Raw genomic sequence first — 15,153 nt, 5'->3', positions numbered from 1 at the left:
CTTTGTTTTGTAATCGATTACTTTTCATTTGATATGGTTTGTAATCGATTACTTTTTAAGGGTGGGGATGATCATGGTGTCAACAACTGAAAGTAGTGGAAAGGTGATAGGGCAGCACCGGATGCTGGTGCCGCGCCTGTCGCTGATGATGTTCCTGCAATTTTTTATCTGGGGTAGCTGGTCAGTTACCCTCGGTCTGGTCATGACCCAGCACAACATGTCATTGCTGATCGGCGATGCTTTTTCTGCCGGGCCGATTGCCTCTATTCTGTCGCCGTTTGTCCTCGGCATGCTGGTGGACCGCTTCTTCGCCTCGCAAAAGGTGATGGCGGTAATGCACCTCGCTGGCGCGGCAATCCTGTGGTTCGTGCCGGGGGCATTAATTGCGGAAAACGGTGCGCTGCTGATCGGCCTGCTGTTTGGCTACACGCTCTGCTACATGCCGACCCTGGCATTGACCAACAACATTGCCTTCCACAGCCTGGCGAACGTCGATAAGACCTTCCCGGTGGTTCGCGTATTCGGCACTATTGGCTGGATTGTGGCCGGGATCTTTATCGGCGTGACCGGCGTGGCGTCCAGCGTCACCATCTTCCACGTAGCGGCGGCCAGCTCCGTCCTGCTGGCGCTCTATAGCCTGACGTTGCCGCACACGCCGGCGCCGGCCAAAGGGATGCCAGTGCAGATGCGCGATCTCTTCTGCGCCGACGCCTTCGCGCTGCTGAAAACCCGTCACTTCTTTATCTTCTGCCTGTGCGCGATGCTGATCTCCGTTCCGCTGGGCACTTACTACGCCTACACCGCGTCCTATCTGGCCGATGCCGGTATCGCTGATGTCAGTACCGCCATGTCCTTTGGCCAGATGTCTGAAATCTTCTTCATGCTGGTGATCCCGCTACTGTTCCGCCGTCTGGGCGTGAAATATATGCTGCTGATCGGCATGCTGGCGTGGTTCGTCCGTTACGCCATGTTTGCCCTGGGCGTGAGCGAAGAGGGACGTATCCTGCTGTATCTCGGCATCCTGCTGCACGGCGTCTGCTATGACTTCTTCTTTGTGGTGGGCTTTATCTACACCGATCGCGTGGCGGGCGAAAAGGTAAAAGGCCAGGCGCAGAGCATGATCGTGATGTTCACTTACGGTATCGGCATGCTGCTCGGCTCACAGATTTCCGGCGCGCTGTACAACCGCCTGGTGGCGGGGCAGACCGTTCCACAAGCCTGGGTCACCTTCTGGTGGATCCCGGCGGTGGCGGCTGCGGTCATCGCGCTGATTTTCCTCTTCTCGTTCAAATATGACGAAGAAAAGGCGCACTAACTGGAGGTGGTATGAGGACAATTAAAGGTCCAGGCATTTTTCTGTCGCAGTTTATCGGCGGGCAACACCCGTTTAACACGCTCGACGGGCTGGCAGGCTGGGCAGCGGAAAAAGGCTACAAAGCGCTGCAAATTCCCTGCAATCACAAGGCGATATTTGACGTGGAGCTGGCGGCAGAAAGCCAGACTTACTGCGACGAGATAAGCGGCAAGCTGGCGCAGCACGGGCTGGTGGTAAGCGAGCTGTCCACCCATCTGGAAGGTCAGCTTATCGCCGTGAATCCGGCCTATGACGAGGCGTTTGATAACTTCGCCCCGCAGGCGGTGCGCGGCAATGCCGCTGCACGCCAGGCGTGGGCCACCGATATCGTGAAAAAGGCGGCGGTTGCATCGGCACGGCTTGGGTTGACCGCCCATGCCACCTTCTCGGGATCGCTGGCCTGGCCGTGGATGTATCCCTGGCCGCCCCATAACGAGGCGCGTTTCCAGGAGGCGTTCAGCGAGCTGGCCCGCCGCTGGCGTCCGATTCTGGACGCCTTCGACGAGCAGGGGGTGAATGTCTGCTATGAGATCCACCCCGGAGAAGATCTGCACGACGGTGTGACCTTCGAGCGTTTTCTGGCGCTGGTGGACAACCACCCGCGCTGCAACATTCTCTACGATCCGAGCCATCTGCTGCTGCAGCAGATGGATTATTTGGCCTTTATCGACCACTACCACGCCCGCATCAAGGCGTTCCACGTTAAAGATGCCGAGTACCGCCCCAACGGGCGCAGCGGCGTGTATGGCGGCTATCAAAGCTGGATCAACCGCGCAGGGCGCTTCCGCTCGCCGGGCGACGGGCAGATCGATTTCAAGGGCATCTTTAGCAAGCTGACGCAGTACGACTACGACGGCTGGGCGGTTCTGGAGTGGGAGTGTTGCCTGAAAGAGGGCGATACCGGCGCACGGGAAGGGCGTGAGTTTATCTCCCGCCACATTATTCCGGTCTCCGACCGGGCGTTTGACGATTTCGCCGCAGGAGAACTTCATGATTAACGTCGGCATTATCGGCAGCGGCTTTATCGGCCCGGCGCACATCGAAGCCCTGCGCCGTCTCGGCTTTGTGCAGGTTGTCGCCCTGTGCGACGGCACCCAGGCACAGGCCGAGGAGAAGGCCCGGGCACTGAACATCCCCCATGCCTACGGCAGCGTGGAGGCATTGCTGGCGCACCCGGATCTCCACGTGGTCCACAACTGCACGCCAAACCATCTGCATGCGGAGATCAACCGCCAGATCCTGCGTGCCGGGAAGCATGTCTTTTCCGAAAAACCGCTGTGCATGACCCCGGACGAGGCGCGGGAGTTGGTTGCGCTGGCGGAGCAGGCGGGCGTGGTGCACGGCGTGAGCTTTGTTTATCGCCAGTTTGCTATGGTACGCCAGGCGGCGAGCATGGTGGAGGCGGGCACGCTCGGACGGCTGTTCGCCGCCCATGGTAGCTACTTGCAGGACTGGATGTTGCTGGAAACAGATTACAACTGGCGTGTCGACGCCGCGCTCGGGGGGGCATCGCGTGCGGTGGCCGATATCGGTTCCCACTGGTGCGACACAATCCAGTTTATTACCGGGCGGCGCATCACTGAGGTCATGGCTGACCTCTCTATCGTCTGGCCGACCCGCAAGGCGAACGTGGCCGGTCATCAGACCTTCAGCCAGGCAGCCGACGCCGTCTATGAAGACAAACCCGTCACCACCGAGGATTTTGGCTCGGTGCTGTTCCGCTTCGACGATGGCAGCAAGGGCAGCTTTAACGTCTCGCAGGTGAGCGCCGGACGGAAAAACCGCCTGAGCCTGGAGGTGAACGGCAGCGACGGCTCCGTGGCCTGGGATCAGGAGGTGCCCCAGCAGCTGTGGGTCGGCCATCGCGCGCAGGCTAACCAGACGCTGACGGATGATCCGGGGCTGATGAACCGTGACGTGGCCGACAGCGCCCACTTCCCGGGCGGCCACATTGAAGGCTGGCCGGATGCGTTTAAGAACATGATGGCGCAGTTTTATCGGGCGGTACAGGCGGGCAGGATGCCCGAAAAACCGCTGTTTGCCACCTTCCATGACGGGGCGAACGTGATGTATATCATTGATGCCATAGTGAAAAGCCATCAGCAGCAGCGCTGGGTTAGCGTCGCGCAGTAACACCTTGCCCGGTACGCCGGGCAATGAATTTATGGTAGCCTGCTGCTAACGCTAACTGCAGGATCACTCGTCGCTATGTCAATTCAGAAAATCGCCCAACTGGCGGGCGTCTCGGTGGCGACGGTATCGCGTGTGCTGAATAACAGCGATACCGTCAAAGCCAAAAATCGCGATCGCGTCTTGCAGGCGATTAAAGAGGCTAACTATCAGCCCAATCTTCTTGCCCGTCAGCTGCGCACCTCGCGCAGCTTTATGATCCTGGTGATGGTTTCCAACATTGCTAACCCATTCTGTGCTGAGGTGGTGAAGGGCATTGAGGAGCAGGCAGAGAAAAACGGCTATCGCATTCTGCTGTGCAACTCCGGCTCCGATATTGAACGTTCCCGTTCGGGGCTAAGCCTGCTGACCGGCAAAATGGTCGATGGCATTATCACCATGGATGCGTTTACCCGGCTCACCGAGCTGGCGGCGCTGATTGGCGATGCGCCCTGGGTGCAGTGCGCTGAATATGCCGATGCGGGGGCAGTCTCCTGCGTGGGAATTAACGACGTCGATGCCTCCCAGCACGTGGTCAGCCGCCTGGCCGACGGCGGGCGTCAGCGTATCGCCCTGATCAACCACGACCTGAGCTACAAATATGCCCGCCTGCGCGAGCGGGGCTACAAAAGCGTGCTGCACCTGCGCGATCTGTCGTATCAGGCCATTGAGTACGCCAGCGATCTCAGCGCGGCGGCCGGCATGGCGGCCATGACCCGACTGCTGGCGACGGAACCGCGCCCGGATGCAGTTTTTGCGGTGTCCGATACCCTGGCCGCTGGTGCGTTGCGCGCCATCGAAAAGGCCGGTCTGCGTATCCCGCAGGATATCGCCGTGGTGGGGTTCGACGGCACTGAACTCTCTGAAATGGTCTCGCCGCCGCTCAGCACCATCAAGCAGCCGTCGCGGGATATCGGGCGTAAGGCGGTCGATCTGCTGCTGAATAAAATCGACAACCCCGACGCCCCCACCGAACGGGTGATGATGAACTGGCGCTTTATTTCCCGCGCCAGTAGCTGAGTTATTTCGCCAGGACGCCTGCCAGTGAGCGAATATCGTTTCCGGTCGGCGTCTGGTGAATGCGCAGACCAAATTCATCAATCACCGCGAAAATATGGTCGAAAATATCGGCCTGAATGGCTTCATATTCCGCCCAGATCACGGTGTTGGTAAACGCATATATTTCAATCGGTAGCCCGTTGGCGTCCGGTGCTAATTGCCGCACCATCAGGGTCATATCCTGGCGAATACGCGGATGGTTGCGCAGATATTCATTCAGGTAGGCGCGGAAGGTGCCAATATTGGTCATCCGGCGCAGGTTCAGCACCGAATCTCCTTCGCCATTCTCCTGATTCCACAGCGTAATTTCCTCGTGGCGCGTGGCCATATAGGGCTTCAGCAGCTTCGCCTGTATCAACTGCTGTTGTTCCTGCTCATCGAGAAAATGGATGCTGGTGGTATCAATGTTCAGGCTGCGCTTAATGCGCCGTCCACCGGAAGCCGACATGCCGCTCCAGTTGATGAAGGCATCGGAGACCAGCGCCCAGGTCGGGATAGTAGTGATGGTGTTATCGAAGTTACGCACCTTGACGGTGGTCAGGCCGATGTCGGTCACCGTACCGTTGGCACCGTATTTTGGCATCTCCAGCCAGTCGCCGAGCTTGAGCATGTCGTTGGCGGAGAGCTGAATGCCCGCCACCAGCCCTAAAATGGGGTCTTTGAATACCAGCATCAGGACCGCCGCCATCGCCCCCAGGCCGCTAATCAGAATGGCGGGGGACTGGCCGATCAGCAGGGAGATAATCAGGATCCCCACCAGAATGGCGCTCACCAGCTTAATGCCCTGGAAAATCCCCTTCAGCGGTAGCTGCGAGGCGGTGGCCATTTTTTGCGACAGATTGAAGATCACGTCCAACAGCGAGAAAAACGCCAGCAGGGCATACACCATCACACACAGCTTTGCGCAGGTGGTAAGTATTTCCGCCGCATCGCTGCCTTTTTGTAGCCACAATACCGCCTGGACATTGACGATTATCCCCTGCAGGGTAAAGGCCAGACGGTGAAATAACTTATTCTCGGTAATGATTTGCAGCCATAAATGGCTGCTGGCCCGGGCGCGTTTTTCAAAAGCCCGCAACACGATTTTGTGCAGAATAAAGTGAATAATGACGGCGGTAAGAAAAATAATGCCAAAGATGATCGCGATTGAAGTGGTGTGATTAATTTCAATGCCTGACTCTTCGATCAGGGAAATGAACTCCTGCATAACGTCTCCTGTATTAATGCAGCCGCCATAATGGCGGCTGCGGATCTATTATGCAAATTCGCAGGCTTATTTTACCGCCTGACAGGTCTTCACCACCGGCAGGCAGAGGCGGTGGCGCAGCCGCAGGGTGGCGAGTGCCAGCACGAGCATCATGACGGTTTCGACAACCAGGAAGACGTTAATCGCCTGGGCGTAATCCCCGTGATGGTTGTGCAGGGCATGAAGTAAGATCGCGCCAAACAGGGCCGGGCCGAGGCCAAGCGCCGCCTGTTGCAGGGTGCTGAGAATGGCGCTGGCAGCCCCGGCGTCGTCGGGCTGAATATCGCGCATCCCGATACGGTAGAAGCTGTTCACAATCAGCGCCTGGCCGTAGCCCACCAGCCCTGTCGCCGGGGCGAGGGTCAGGGCGGTGTTCGCCATTCCCCAGTAGCGGAAGGTGGCGATCAACGCCAGCAGACCGGTTATCTGGATTGCCAGACCGGTCAGCAAAATCGTGCTGGTGCTGTAGCGGGCAATCAGGCGCGGGGCAAACCACGCCGAGACAAAGTACGTCACGCCGAGGGCGATAAAGCTGTTACCGGACTGCCAAGGTGCCATTCCCAGACCGGTTTGCATGGTCAGCGCCATGCAGAACATAAACCCGGACCAGACGCTGAAAAAGAGTACCGCAATCAGCACCCCGAAACGGATGCTGCCGAGTTGCAGCAGACGCGGCGGGATCAGCGGGTGGGCACCTTCGCGCTCTTTTTTACGCGCATTCAGCGCCATTAACCCGGCCAGCGGAACAATGGCGATAAGCATGGCCTTCAGCGGCCATGACCAGTGCCACTGCGGACCGAGCGCCATCGGGAACAGCAGGCAGCAGAGGATGACGGCCAGCAGTGCGGTACCCGGCCAGTCGATGCGCGACGGCGTATCGCGGCGGGTTTCCGGCACGTAGCGACGGCTCAGGGCCAGCACCAGCAGACAGATCGGCACGTTGATAAAAAAGGCGTTACGCCAGCCCAGCCCGGCGATATCCGCCGACACCAGCCAGCCGCCGCCCATCTGCCCGACGATAAACGCAATCCCGCCGATACCGCCAAACAGGCTAATCGCCTTCGCGTGGGCGCTGCCTTTGAGCGTCACGTGCAGGGTAGCGAGAATTTGCGGCATGATCAGCGCCGCCCCGGCACCCTGGACGACGCGCGCGGCCAGCAGTTGCTCGATATTCCCCGCCATGCCGCACAGCAGCGAGGCCAGGCCAAAGCTCGCCACGCCCCACATAAACAGACGACGACGGCCAAGGTTATCCCCCAGCTTGCTGCCGAGCGCCAGGCAGACGGCAAAGGCCACGCCGTAGAGGGCGACAATCAGCTCCAGTTCGGTGGCAGTGGCGTGCAGGGAGTGGGTAATAGAATCCAGCGCCACATTGGTGATTGAGGTATCAATCAGCGGCAGCATCTGGCCGGTTAACAGCAATATCAGGCCTGCCCGGCCCGGTGAAACAACTGACGTATTCATGGTGACTCCATTGCGTCAAACAGCGTAGCGTCGTAGCATCAACCATCTGATAAACGGGTACCAGTTCTTGCTTATACTGGTACTGGCACTACCATGCAGGGGGCAATATGGCGCTGATGTCTGAACCCGTCACCTCACTCCAGGATGACACCCGTAAACAGCTGGGCGCATTTTTACGCGCCCGACGAGAAAGTCTCGATCCGCAGCGCCTCGGCTTACCGCGCAGCGGCCGCCGTCGCACGCCGGGCCTGCGCCGGGAAGAGGTGGCCCTGCTGGCCGACGTGGGCGTAACCTGGTACACCTGGCTTGAGCAGGGCAGGGATGTTAACCCCTCCAGCGCGGTGATGGCGGCGGTGGCGAAAGCCTTGCAGTGTACCCCGACCGAAGCCCGGCACCTGTTCCTGCTGGCCGGATTGCCGCCGGGCGAAGCGCCCCAGGCGGTCTGCTGCGAGGGGATCAGCGAGGGCACCCGTCGTCTGCTGGATACCCTGATGCCAAAACCTGCCAGCATTCAGAAACCAAATTTCGATATCGTGGCGTGGAACGACAGCTTCGGCCATCTGATGGGCGTGGATTTCAACGCCATTCCCCCGGAAGACCGTAACTGTATTTATCTGTTCCTCACCCACCCGGCGTGGCGCGCCCGCCTCGGTAAGCGCGATGACGTGCTGCCGATCTTTGTCTCTTACTTCCGCGCGGCGATGGCCGAGCACCGGGGCGATCCGCAGTGGGAGGCTAAACTGGCGCGCTTCTTTGCGGTCTCTGAGGAGTTCAAAACCCTGTGGCACCAGCGCAACGACGTGCGCGGCGTGGAAAACCAGCTCAAGCTCTTTACCCATCCTGAGCTGGGCGATTTTCATCTCCAGCAGATGTACTGGTACTCCGCCCCGCGCAACGGCTCGCGGCTGCTGGTTTATCTGCCAGTGGATGACGCAGGCGAGCGCGCGCTGGCGTGGCTGACGGAGCAGGCACAATGAACGTCACCCGCAAGCAGGAACGCCTCCTGCGCCGCGCCCTCACCGAGTGGCAACAGGAAGGGGCACTCACCCCCGACGAGCATCAACGTCTGGCCAGTAGCTTAAAACGCGTCACCCTGGACTGGCAGCGCCTCAGTCGCTACGCCTTCTGGACGGCCATTGCCTGCGTCATCATCGCTATCGGTAGCCTGTTTGCTGACAGCGAACTGATGGCGCGCATTATTGAATTTTTTGCCTTCTCAACCCTCGCCCGTATCGGGCTGCCTGCGCTGGTTGCCGTGCTGTTCTATCTGCGGGGATTCAGCCGCCAGCGGCGGGAAACGCAATGGCACTACAGCACCGAGGCGATTTTATTCCTCGGCGTGTTTTTTACCGCCATCGCCCTCTGGCAACTGGGGGAGCGGCTTGATACCGGCAGCGGCCATATCGCGCCGCTTTTCCTGCTGGGTTGCGTCATTTATGGGCTGGTCGGGTTTTTAGGCCGCTCCGGCCTGGTGTGGCTGTTCTTTTTGCTCTCGCTTGGCAACTGGTTCGGCGCAGAGACCGGCTATATGTCCGGCTGGGGAGCCTACTGGCTGGGGATGAGCTACCCGATGCGCTTTATCTTCTTTGGCGGCGCGCTGCTGGCCCTGTGCTGGTGGCTGCGAGGGATGCTGCGCAAACGCCATCTGTACACCACCAGTAAAGCGATGGGGTTAACCTATCTGTTTGTCGCCCTGTGGATCATGTCGATTTTTGGTCATTACGATATCGATAATGGCGGGTACGGTACTACCCGTGCGGCGCTGCTGCCGTGGGTGCTGCTGTTTGCGGTGGCGGCGGGGATCTGTATCTGGATCAGCCTGAAAACCGACGACGGCATGCTGCGCGGGTTTGGCCTGACCTTTCTGGCCATTAACCTCTACACCCGCTATTTCGAATACTTCTGGGATGGAATGAACAAGGTACTGTTTTTCCTGATCCTGGCGGCATCGCTGGCGGTGATTGGACGTTATGCGGAGCGGATCTGGCACGCGGGAAAAGCGGCGAAGTAAATCTTTTGCGAGGGGGCTTCCGGGATCGGCAGCCCGTTCTTTAAAAGGTCGCCGATTCATTCTTACGCTGAACTGGAAGAGCGGTGGATTACGTTCGCCTGGGGAGACGATCGTGACGTGCATCCGCATCGCAGACTGGTTATCAGTAAAAAGTAACGGGCCGCTATCTGCGGCCCGTTTGTCTTAGCACTCAGTCACAACCGTGCTCAGCGGCAGGCGCGATTTTGGCAGCGTGGCGTTGAAATCTTCCACGCTGTGATGGCCAACCGGTACTACCACAAGGCTGGTGAAGCCTTTCTCTTTCAGGCCAAACTCTTCGTCGAGGACCGCGGCGTCAAAGCCTTCAATTGGCACGGCGTCCAGACCCATAGCGGCCACGCCCAGCAGGAAGTTGCCGACGTTCAGGTAAACCTGTTTCGCCATCCACTGGTGGTCATCTTTCAGATCGACACGGTGCAGATCGGCAAAGAAGGTGCGGCCTTTGTGGTTGGCGGCTTTCGCTTCCGGGGTGGCGAAACGGCCATCGGCCTCTTCCTGATCCACGACGCGTGTAAGCCATGCATCGTCCATCGCGGTTTTGGCGCAGAAGACCACCACGTGAGAAGCGTCCAGCATTTTGCGTTCGTTGAAGACAAAGCCACCGGCTGCGGATTTCGCCACGCGGGCTTTACCTTCTTCGGTGCTGGCCACAATAAAGTGCCATGGCTGTGAGTTGGTGCTGGACGGACTGTACTGCAGCAGGGTTTTAATCTGTTCCGCCTGGTCGGCAGTCAATTTTTTGTTCGGATCAAAGGCCTTGGTAGAGTGACGCTTCAAGGCAACAGAGATGATATCCATTACGGCTCCTGGGATTAAGTGCAAAAGGGAAAATGATACAAAGGGAGGTGAACAAAGGTAAGGGCATTCCGAGCGCTTAACCGCCGGGGCGTAACCGTTTTTGCTCTTTCTTCGACAACTTATCCACCACCAGATGCCACGAATCGTTGACCAGATCGGCCATCAGCTCAGGGGTGATATCCTCCGCCGCGTAAACCGAGATCCAGTGCTTTTTATTCAGATGGTAGCCCGGCTCGATCCCGCGGTAGATCTGCTGGTTAAGCAGCGATTTTTGCGGATCGGACTTCAGGCTGACGTGCTGACGCCCGTGCGCCACGCCCATCAGCATAAAAATCTTGCCGCCCACTTTGAACACATCGTATTCCGGTCCAAACGGCCAGCAGTGTTCGGTAAAGGGCAGTTCCAGTGCCACTTGCTGTGCGCAGGCGGCGAGCGTTTTACTGTCCATGGCTATCCTCTTCGGCCAGCGCACGCCACATGGCTTCAAAACCCAGCGCCTTGAATTCGGTGGCGCGCGCCGGTTCGCGGGTGGCGAAGGACATGGTTGTCTCCGCCAGCGATAAAAACAGCGCATCGCCAAACAGACGAAAATCTTCAGACATAAACACCGGGCGGATATGACGGCGGCAAAGCTCATGCAGTTCCGGGAACATCTCGTGCACCGCCTGTTCGGTCTCGGCGTTGATCTTCTCACTCACCCCGAGCTGGCGGATCGCACCGTGAGCCATCGGGTTACGGATCCCCCAGTCAACGTAGCTGTTCCAGATATTGCGGGTATGCTCTTTCGGCTGGGTGAGGGCACGATCCATATTCGCCAGCATGGTCTGGCACAGATCCTGTTTCAGGTGCAGGTAGAGGGCATTGAGCAGATCGTCTTTGGTGGCGAAATAGCGAAACAGGGTGCCTTCAGCCACCCCTGCGCTGCGGGCGATTAACGCGGTTGAAGCCGCAATGCCCGACTGGGCAAAAGCGGAGGTTGCCGCGTCCAGCAACGCCAGTTTTTTATCTTCACTTTTCGGACGAGCCACTGCATTTCCTCCAGTTTATGTGCAAAAACCTTGATTGAATCATGCTCTTTGCGGGGCTGCAACGCGGAATGTCAAAGTTCTTAAAACGTCTTGACGACTTTCGCATCACTCCTATAATGAGTGCTTACTCACTCATAATCAAGTTTTGCCCGCGCAGGCCATCGGATGGGGCGCGAATTCGGGTCGGGATATGAAAAAGCGTTTTATTATTAGCCTGGTGGTAGTGATGATTATTGCATCAGCGGCGAGTTTGCCGTTCGTACTGAATGCCGGATTCGGCCAGCCGCCACAGGGCGCGCAGCTAAGTGAGTTTGCCGCTTCGCCGCAGTATCGCGACGGGCAGTTCCATAACACCTTGCCCACGCCGGGCTTTACCGGCAACAAGAACATGCTGGCGGCCTGGTGGGATTTTCTGGTGACGAAGCGTGAAAACGCGCGTCCGGCCCAGCCCCTGCCGCTGGTCAAAACCGATCTGGCGCAGCTGCCGCTGGATCAGGACACTCTGGTCTGGCTCGGTCACTCCTCGTGGTATCTGCAGCTGGCGGGCAAACGTATCCTGATCGATCCGGTCTTCAGCAATTACGCGGCGCCGTTCTCCTTCCTCAACAAAGCCTTTGCCGGGGAGTATCCGTGGCACGCGGAAGAGATGCCCGACATCGATCTGCTGATTATCTCCCACGATCACTACGACCATCTCGACTACGCCACCATCAAAGCGCTTCTGCCAAAAGTGAAACGCGTGGTCACGCCGCTCGGCGTGGGTTCCCATCTGCGTTACTGGGGCATGGAGCCGTCCATCATTGAGGAGCGGGACTGGGATCAATCGGTGCGCATCAGCGATGACCTGACCGTACACGTCCTGCCCGCGCGCCATTTCTCCGGGCGCGGGCTGAAGCGCAACCAGACGCTGTGGGGCAGCTTTATGTTTGTCACCCCGCAGCAAAAGGTGTTCTACAGCGGGGATTCCGGCTACGGCCCGCACTTTAGCGCCATCGGGGAGCGGTTTGGCAGCGTCGATCTGGCGATCATGGAGAACGGGCAGTACGACCAGGACTGGAAGTACATCCACATGCAGCCCTCTGAAACGGCGCAGGCCGCCACGGATTTAAATGCCAGGGCGGTAGTGCCGGGTCACTCCGGGCGCTTTGTACTGGCAAAACACACCTGGAACGACCCGCTGATCAAGCTTTCGCAGGCCAGCAAGGATAAACCCTATCGCCTGTTGACGCCGGAACTCGGGGAGCCACTCAGAGTGAATGATGCCACGCAACAATTTCGCGCGTGGTGGGAATAATGTTTAATCGAAGAGCAGAGGGGGAGAGCAGTATGACTATTTCCGCTCAGGTTATCGACACCATAGTCGAGTGGATCGACGACAACCTTCATCAGCCGTTGCGTATCGAGGATATCGCCCGCCATGCGGGTTATTCCAAATGGCACCTCCAGCGGCTGTTTATGCAGTATAAGGGCGAGAGTCTGGGGCGTTACATTCGGGAACGTAAGCTGCGCCTGGCGGCGCGGGATCTGCGTGAATCGGACGAAAAAGTTTACGATATTTGCCTGCGTTACGGCTTTGACTCCCAGCAGACCTTTACCCGCGTCTTCACCCGCACCTTTAACCAGCCGCCCGGGGCTTACCGCAGGGATCACCCCAGCCGGGCACACTGAAGGCATCGAAGGTTGGCCGGGTAGGGCGTAGCCACTACCCGGCGTTTTTATTGGCACAATACCGTATTGTCCGGTGGCGCTGCGCTTACCGCGTCAACAAAAAGCACCTTACCAGCTGTAGTTCACCGTCGCTGTTATCGTCCGGCCAATGCCGTAGAAGCATGCCGTATCGCTGGCGCAGGAGGCCACGTATTTGGTGTCGGCGATGTTATTGACGTTAAACTGCAGATTCGCCCCCTTCAGGCTGCTGTTCAACTCGCCCAGCTCATAGCTCACCATCGCGTCATACAGATCCACCGAAGGCACCTTAAAGGTGTTTTTCGCGTCGCCGTAGCTGGTGCCGATATAGCGCATGCCCACGCCAGCGGTCAGGCTCTTCAGCGGCCCGCCAGGTAGGGTGTAGCTGGCGAACGCCGATGCCATGTGCGCCGGAATGCGCGCTGGCGTTTTGCCTTCGGTGCCGGCCACCGTCGTGCTCTCGGTTTTCGCGTCGGTGTAAGTGTACGAGCCAATCAGATTGATGGTGTCCATCAGCGTGGAGTGAACTTCTGCCTCAACGCCTTTCGAACGCACTTTGCCCGCATTCTCGAACCAGCCTTCGGTGCTGTTGTAGGTCGCCACATTATCCTGGGTTAAATCGTACAGTGCCAGGGTCATCAGCGTGGTATCAACCGGCTGATATTTGAGGCCAATCTCCGTCTGCTCACCGGTGGTCGGTTTAAACGGCCCTACGCCCGGTGCCCGGTTGGTTTGCAGGTTCGGTTCAAACGAGGTGCTGTAGCTGATGTACGGCGACAGGCCAAAATCGAAGGCGTACAGCAGGCCGGTACGCCAGGTGAATTTACTGTCATTCTGCTGGGTGAAGCTGCTATCGGTGAAATCGTTAGTGCGTACTTCGCTCCAGTCATAGCGCCCGGATACCAGCCACTCCCAGTTATGCCAGCTCATCTGATCCTGCAAATACAGGCCCATCTGATCGAGGTTTTGCTGTTCGTTACTGGCGGTAGTAAAGCTGCTTTCATCCACATTCACGCCGTAGACCGGATTCATCCAGTCGAGGTTGTACTGCGAACCGCTCCCACGTTCCAGTAGCTGTTTATCTTTACTGGTTTTATAGTCGAATCCGCCGAGCAGCGTATGGCTCACTTGCCCGGTATCCATCAGGTATTCCAGCTGGTTATCCAGGCCAAACTCGTTGGTGGTGCGCTTTTCATGCTGGGCGCGGCGGGTCAATACCGAACTGTTGGCGGCGCTGGTGGCGTAAACAAGATAACGATACTTCTGCTTGATAGTGGCGTAACGCGCGTTCTGGCGGAAGATGAGGTTATCGGCGAACTGATGTTCCAGCTCGTAGCCGATCATCGTCTGCTCGCGCCAGGATTGATCGTAATCCGGGTCGCTGACGTTAAAGTCGCGCGGGATGTATTTGCCGTCGACGCTTTTCACCGTCCCGTACGCGGGCAGAAAGTTGCGGTATCCCGCGTCGGGATCTTTCTGGTAGCTGGTGAGCAGCGTAAAGCGGGTCTGATCGTTAGGATACCAGGTGATCGCTGGCGCAATCGCCATCCGCGTCTCTTTATAATCCTCCACCTGATTATGCTGGGTGCGGGCAATCCCGTTAACACGATACAGCACGCGGCCATCGTCGCTGAGCTTGCCGCCGAAATCAAACGCGCCCTCCGCGAGGTGGTTATTGCCGGTGCGGAACTGAATGTTGTGAATAGATTCAGAGGTCGGGCGCTTGCTGGTCATACTGATTAATCCACCCGGATTGACCTGGCCAAACAGCACCGATGCCGGGCCACGAACCAGCTCCACGCGCTCCAGTAACCAGGGGTCAATCGTTCCGGTCTGTGACGAGGCGGTGGCACCGAAGCTCAGGCCGTCGAGGAATTTCGGCACATAGCTAAAGCCACGAACAAACACCTCATCGTTGCGGTTAGACGATCCGCGGTACTCGGTAAATACCCCCGCCGAATAGCGCAGCGCCTGCGAAACGGAGGTCACATCCTGCATGTCCATCTGATCGCGGGTGATCACCGATACCGACTGCGGCGTCTTCACGATCTCTGCACTGGTCTTGGTGGCAGAGAGCGTCTTCGTTGCCACAATCCCCTTCACAGGGGCGGTAGGGTCTTCACTCATCCCCTGCGTCACCGTCATGGTTTCTTCTCTATTTTCTGCCTGGGCCGCCACGCTGACCGTGGCCAGACTAAGAAGCCATGCCTGCATTATCTTATTATTTTTAAACATGTTTTTTTAACGTCCTTGGTTGCTATCGCCATAAAACACCGGTTAATTCTGCTAGATGATATTG

At 58.1% G+C, this 15,153-nt stretch carries 14 protein-coding genes; 8 read left to right on the top strand and 6 right to left on the bottom strand.

Annotated features, from left to right (window positions below; all coding sequences use genetic code 11):
* Positions 1-73 precede the first annotated feature (73 nt).
* The 4 genes from C3F35_RS06135 (at position 74) to C3F35_RS06120 (ending at position 4,543) form a co-directional block, all read left to right on the top strand.
* Positions 74-1,315 (top strand): MFS transporter, encoded by a 1,242-nt coding sequence (locus C3F35_RS06135; protein ID WP_032616942.1) that lies wholly within the window; start codon positions 74-76, stop codon positions 1,313-1,315.
* Positions 1,316-1,326: 11 nt separating this feature from the next.
* Complete coding sequence (locus tag C3F35_RS06130; RefSeq protein WP_103791862.1) at positions 1,327-2,352, top strand: sugar phosphate isomerase/epimerase family protein; 1,026 nt, start codon at positions 1,327-1,329, stop codon at positions 2,350-2,352.
* On the top strand, positions 2,345-3,487 hold the full coding sequence (locus tag C3F35_RS06125) for a Gfo/Idh/MocA family protein (protein ID WP_077226215.1): 1,143 nt from the start codon (positions 2,345-2,347) through the stop codon (positions 3,485-3,487). Before C3F35_RS06130 ends, C3F35_RS06125 begins: the two co-directional genes overlap by 8 nt.
* 75 nt (positions 3,488-3,562) lie before the next feature.
* Positions 3,563-4,543, top strand: coding sequence for a LacI family DNA-binding transcriptional regulator (locus tag C3F35_RS06120; RefSeq protein WP_103791863.1), 981 nt, complete (start codon positions 3,563-3,565; stop codon positions 4,541-4,543).
* 1 nt (position 4,544) lies between these two features.
* Here C3F35_RS06120 and C3F35_RS06115 read toward each other — a convergent pair whose 3' ends face one another.
* On the bottom strand, positions 4,545-5,789 hold the full coding sequence (locus C3F35_RS06115) for a mechanosensitive ion channel family protein (protein ID WP_103791864.1): 1,245 nt from the start codon (positions 5,787-5,789) through the stop codon (positions 4,545-4,547).
* A gap of 66 nt (positions 5,790-5,855) precedes the next feature.
* The gene (locus C3F35_RS06110; protein WP_103791865.1) at positions 5,856-7,292 is read right to left on the bottom strand and encodes an MFS transporter; all 1,437 of its coding nucleotides are present in this window, start codon (positions 7,290-7,292) and stop codon (positions 5,856-5,858) included.
* Between the two features lie 107 nt (positions 7,293-7,399).
* On the opposite strand from C3F35_RS06110, the gene C3F35_RS06105 reads away from it, so the two are divergent.
* Both C3F35_RS06105 and C3F35_RS06100 read left to right on the top strand, forming a co-directional pair.
* Positions 7,400-8,269, top strand: coding sequence for a helix-turn-helix transcriptional regulator (locus C3F35_RS06105; RefSeq protein ID WP_059308568.1), 870 nt, complete (start codon positions 7,400-7,402; stop codon positions 8,267-8,269).
* Positions 8,266-9,303 (top strand): DUF2157 domain-containing protein, encoded by a 1,038-nt coding sequence (locus tag C3F35_RS06100; RefSeq protein WP_103791866.1) that lies wholly within the window; start codon positions 8,266-8,268, stop codon positions 9,301-9,303. Before C3F35_RS06105 ends, C3F35_RS06100 begins: the two co-directional genes overlap by 4 nt.
* A 183-nt stretch (positions 9,304-9,486) precedes the next feature.
* Here C3F35_RS06100 and nfsB read toward each other — a convergent pair whose 3' ends face one another.
* From nfsB to C3F35_RS06085, 3 genes are all read right to left on the bottom strand, one after another.
* A complete protein-coding gene (nfsB, locus tag C3F35_RS06095) occupies positions 9,487-10,140 on the bottom strand; it encodes an oxygen-insensitive NAD(P)H nitroreductase (RefSeq protein ID WP_103791867.1) in 654 nt (217 codons plus the stop codon).
* A gap of 76 nt (positions 10,141-10,216) precedes the next feature.
* Complete coding sequence (locus tag C3F35_RS06090) at positions 10,217-10,588, bottom strand: MmcQ/YjbR family DNA-binding protein (protein WP_103791868.1); 372 nt, start codon at positions 10,586-10,588, stop codon at positions 10,217-10,219.
* Entirely contained in the window at positions 10,578-11,168 is a 591-nt protein-coding gene (locus tag C3F35_RS06085) for a TetR/AcrR family transcriptional regulator (protein WP_032616933.1), read from the bottom strand. The genes C3F35_RS06090 and C3F35_RS06085 overlap by 11 nt, the downstream gene beginning before the upstream one ends.
* Positions 11,169-11,358: 190 nt before the next feature.
* On the opposite strand from C3F35_RS06085, the gene C3F35_RS06080 reads away from it, so the two are divergent.
* Together C3F35_RS06080 and C3F35_RS06075 are read left to right on the top strand one after the other, a co-directional pair.
* Positions 11,359-12,462 carry an MBL fold metallo-hydrolase gene (locus C3F35_RS06080; protein WP_032616934.1) on the top strand — a complete coding sequence of 368 codons (1,104 nt, stop codon included), beginning with the start codon at positions 11,359-11,361 and terminating at the stop codon, positions 12,460-12,462.
* Positions 12,463-12,494: 32 nt separating this feature from the next.
* Positions 12,495-12,836: a RamA family antibiotic efflux transcriptional regulator gene (locus C3F35_RS06075; RefSeq protein ID WP_032616935.1), complete on the top strand. Its 342-nt coding sequence runs from the start codon at positions 12,495-12,497 to the stop codon at positions 12,834-12,836.
* A 108-nt stretch (positions 12,837-12,944) separates the two neighbouring features.
* Here the strand turns inward: C3F35_RS06075 and C3F35_RS06070 are convergent, their stop codons facing one another.
* On the bottom strand, positions 12,945-15,089 hold the full coding sequence (locus C3F35_RS06070) for a TonB-dependent siderophore receptor (protein WP_103791869.1): 2,145 nt from the start codon (positions 15,087-15,089) through the stop codon (positions 12,945-12,947).
* Positions 15,090-15,153 lie beyond the last annotated feature (64 nt).

Origin of the sequence: Leclercia sp. LSNIH3 (assembly GCF_002935105.1) — a bacterium.
Taxonomy (GTDB): domain Bacteria; phylum Pseudomonadota; class Gammaproteobacteria; order Enterobacterales; family Enterobacteriaceae; genus Enterobacter; species Enterobacter adecarboxylatus.
Note: the sequence above shows the minus strand (reverse complement) of the source record. Positions and strands in the feature narration are given on the sequence as shown.

Coding starts and splice junctions, on each gene's coding strand:
- C3F35_RS06135 (WP_032616942.1), top strand. CDS start 74: ATGGTGTCAACAACTGAAAGTAGTGGAAAGGTGATAGGGCAGCACCGG.
- C3F35_RS06130 (WP_103791862.1), top strand. CDS start 1,327: ATGAGGACAATTAAAGGTCCAGGCATTTTTCTGTCGCAGTTTATCGGC.
- C3F35_RS06125 (WP_077226215.1), top strand. CDS start 2,345: ATGATTAACGTCGGCATTATCGGCAGCGGCTTTATCGGCCCGGCGCAC.
- C3F35_RS06120 (WP_103791863.1), top strand. CDS start 3,563: ATGTCAATTCAGAAAATCGCCCAACTGGCGGGCGTCTCGGTGGCGACG.
- C3F35_RS06115 (WP_103791864.1), bottom strand. CDS start 5,789: ATGCAGGAGTTCATTTCCCTGATCGAAGAGTCAGGCATTGAAATTAAT.
- C3F35_RS06110 (WP_103791865.1), bottom strand. CDS start 7,292: ATGAATACGTCAGTTGTTTCACCGGGCCGGGCAGGCCTGATATTGCTG.
- C3F35_RS06105 (WP_059308568.1), top strand. CDS start 7,400: ATGGCGCTGATGTCTGAACCCGTCACCTCACTCCAGGATGACACCCGT.
- C3F35_RS06100 (WP_103791866.1), top strand. CDS start 8,266: ATGAACGTCACCCGCAAGCAGGAACGCCTCCTGCGCCGCGCCCTCACC.
- nfsB (WP_103791867.1), bottom strand. CDS start 10,140: ATGGATATCATCTCTGTTGCCTTGAAGCGTCACTCTACCAAGGCCTTT.
- C3F35_RS06090 (WP_103791868.1), bottom strand. CDS start 10,588: ATGGACAGTAAAACGCTCGCCGCCTGCGCACAGCAAGTGGCACTGGAA.
- C3F35_RS06080 (WP_032616934.1), top strand. CDS start 11,359: ATGAAAAAGCGTTTTATTATTAGCCTGGTGGTAGTGATGATTATTGCA.
- C3F35_RS06075 (WP_032616935.1), top strand. CDS start 12,495: ATGACTATTTCCGCTCAGGTTATCGACACCATAGTCGAGTGGATCGAC.
- C3F35_RS06070 (WP_103791869.1), bottom strand. CDS start 15,089: ATGTTTAAAAATAATAAGATAATGCAGGCATGGCTTCTTAGTCTGGCC.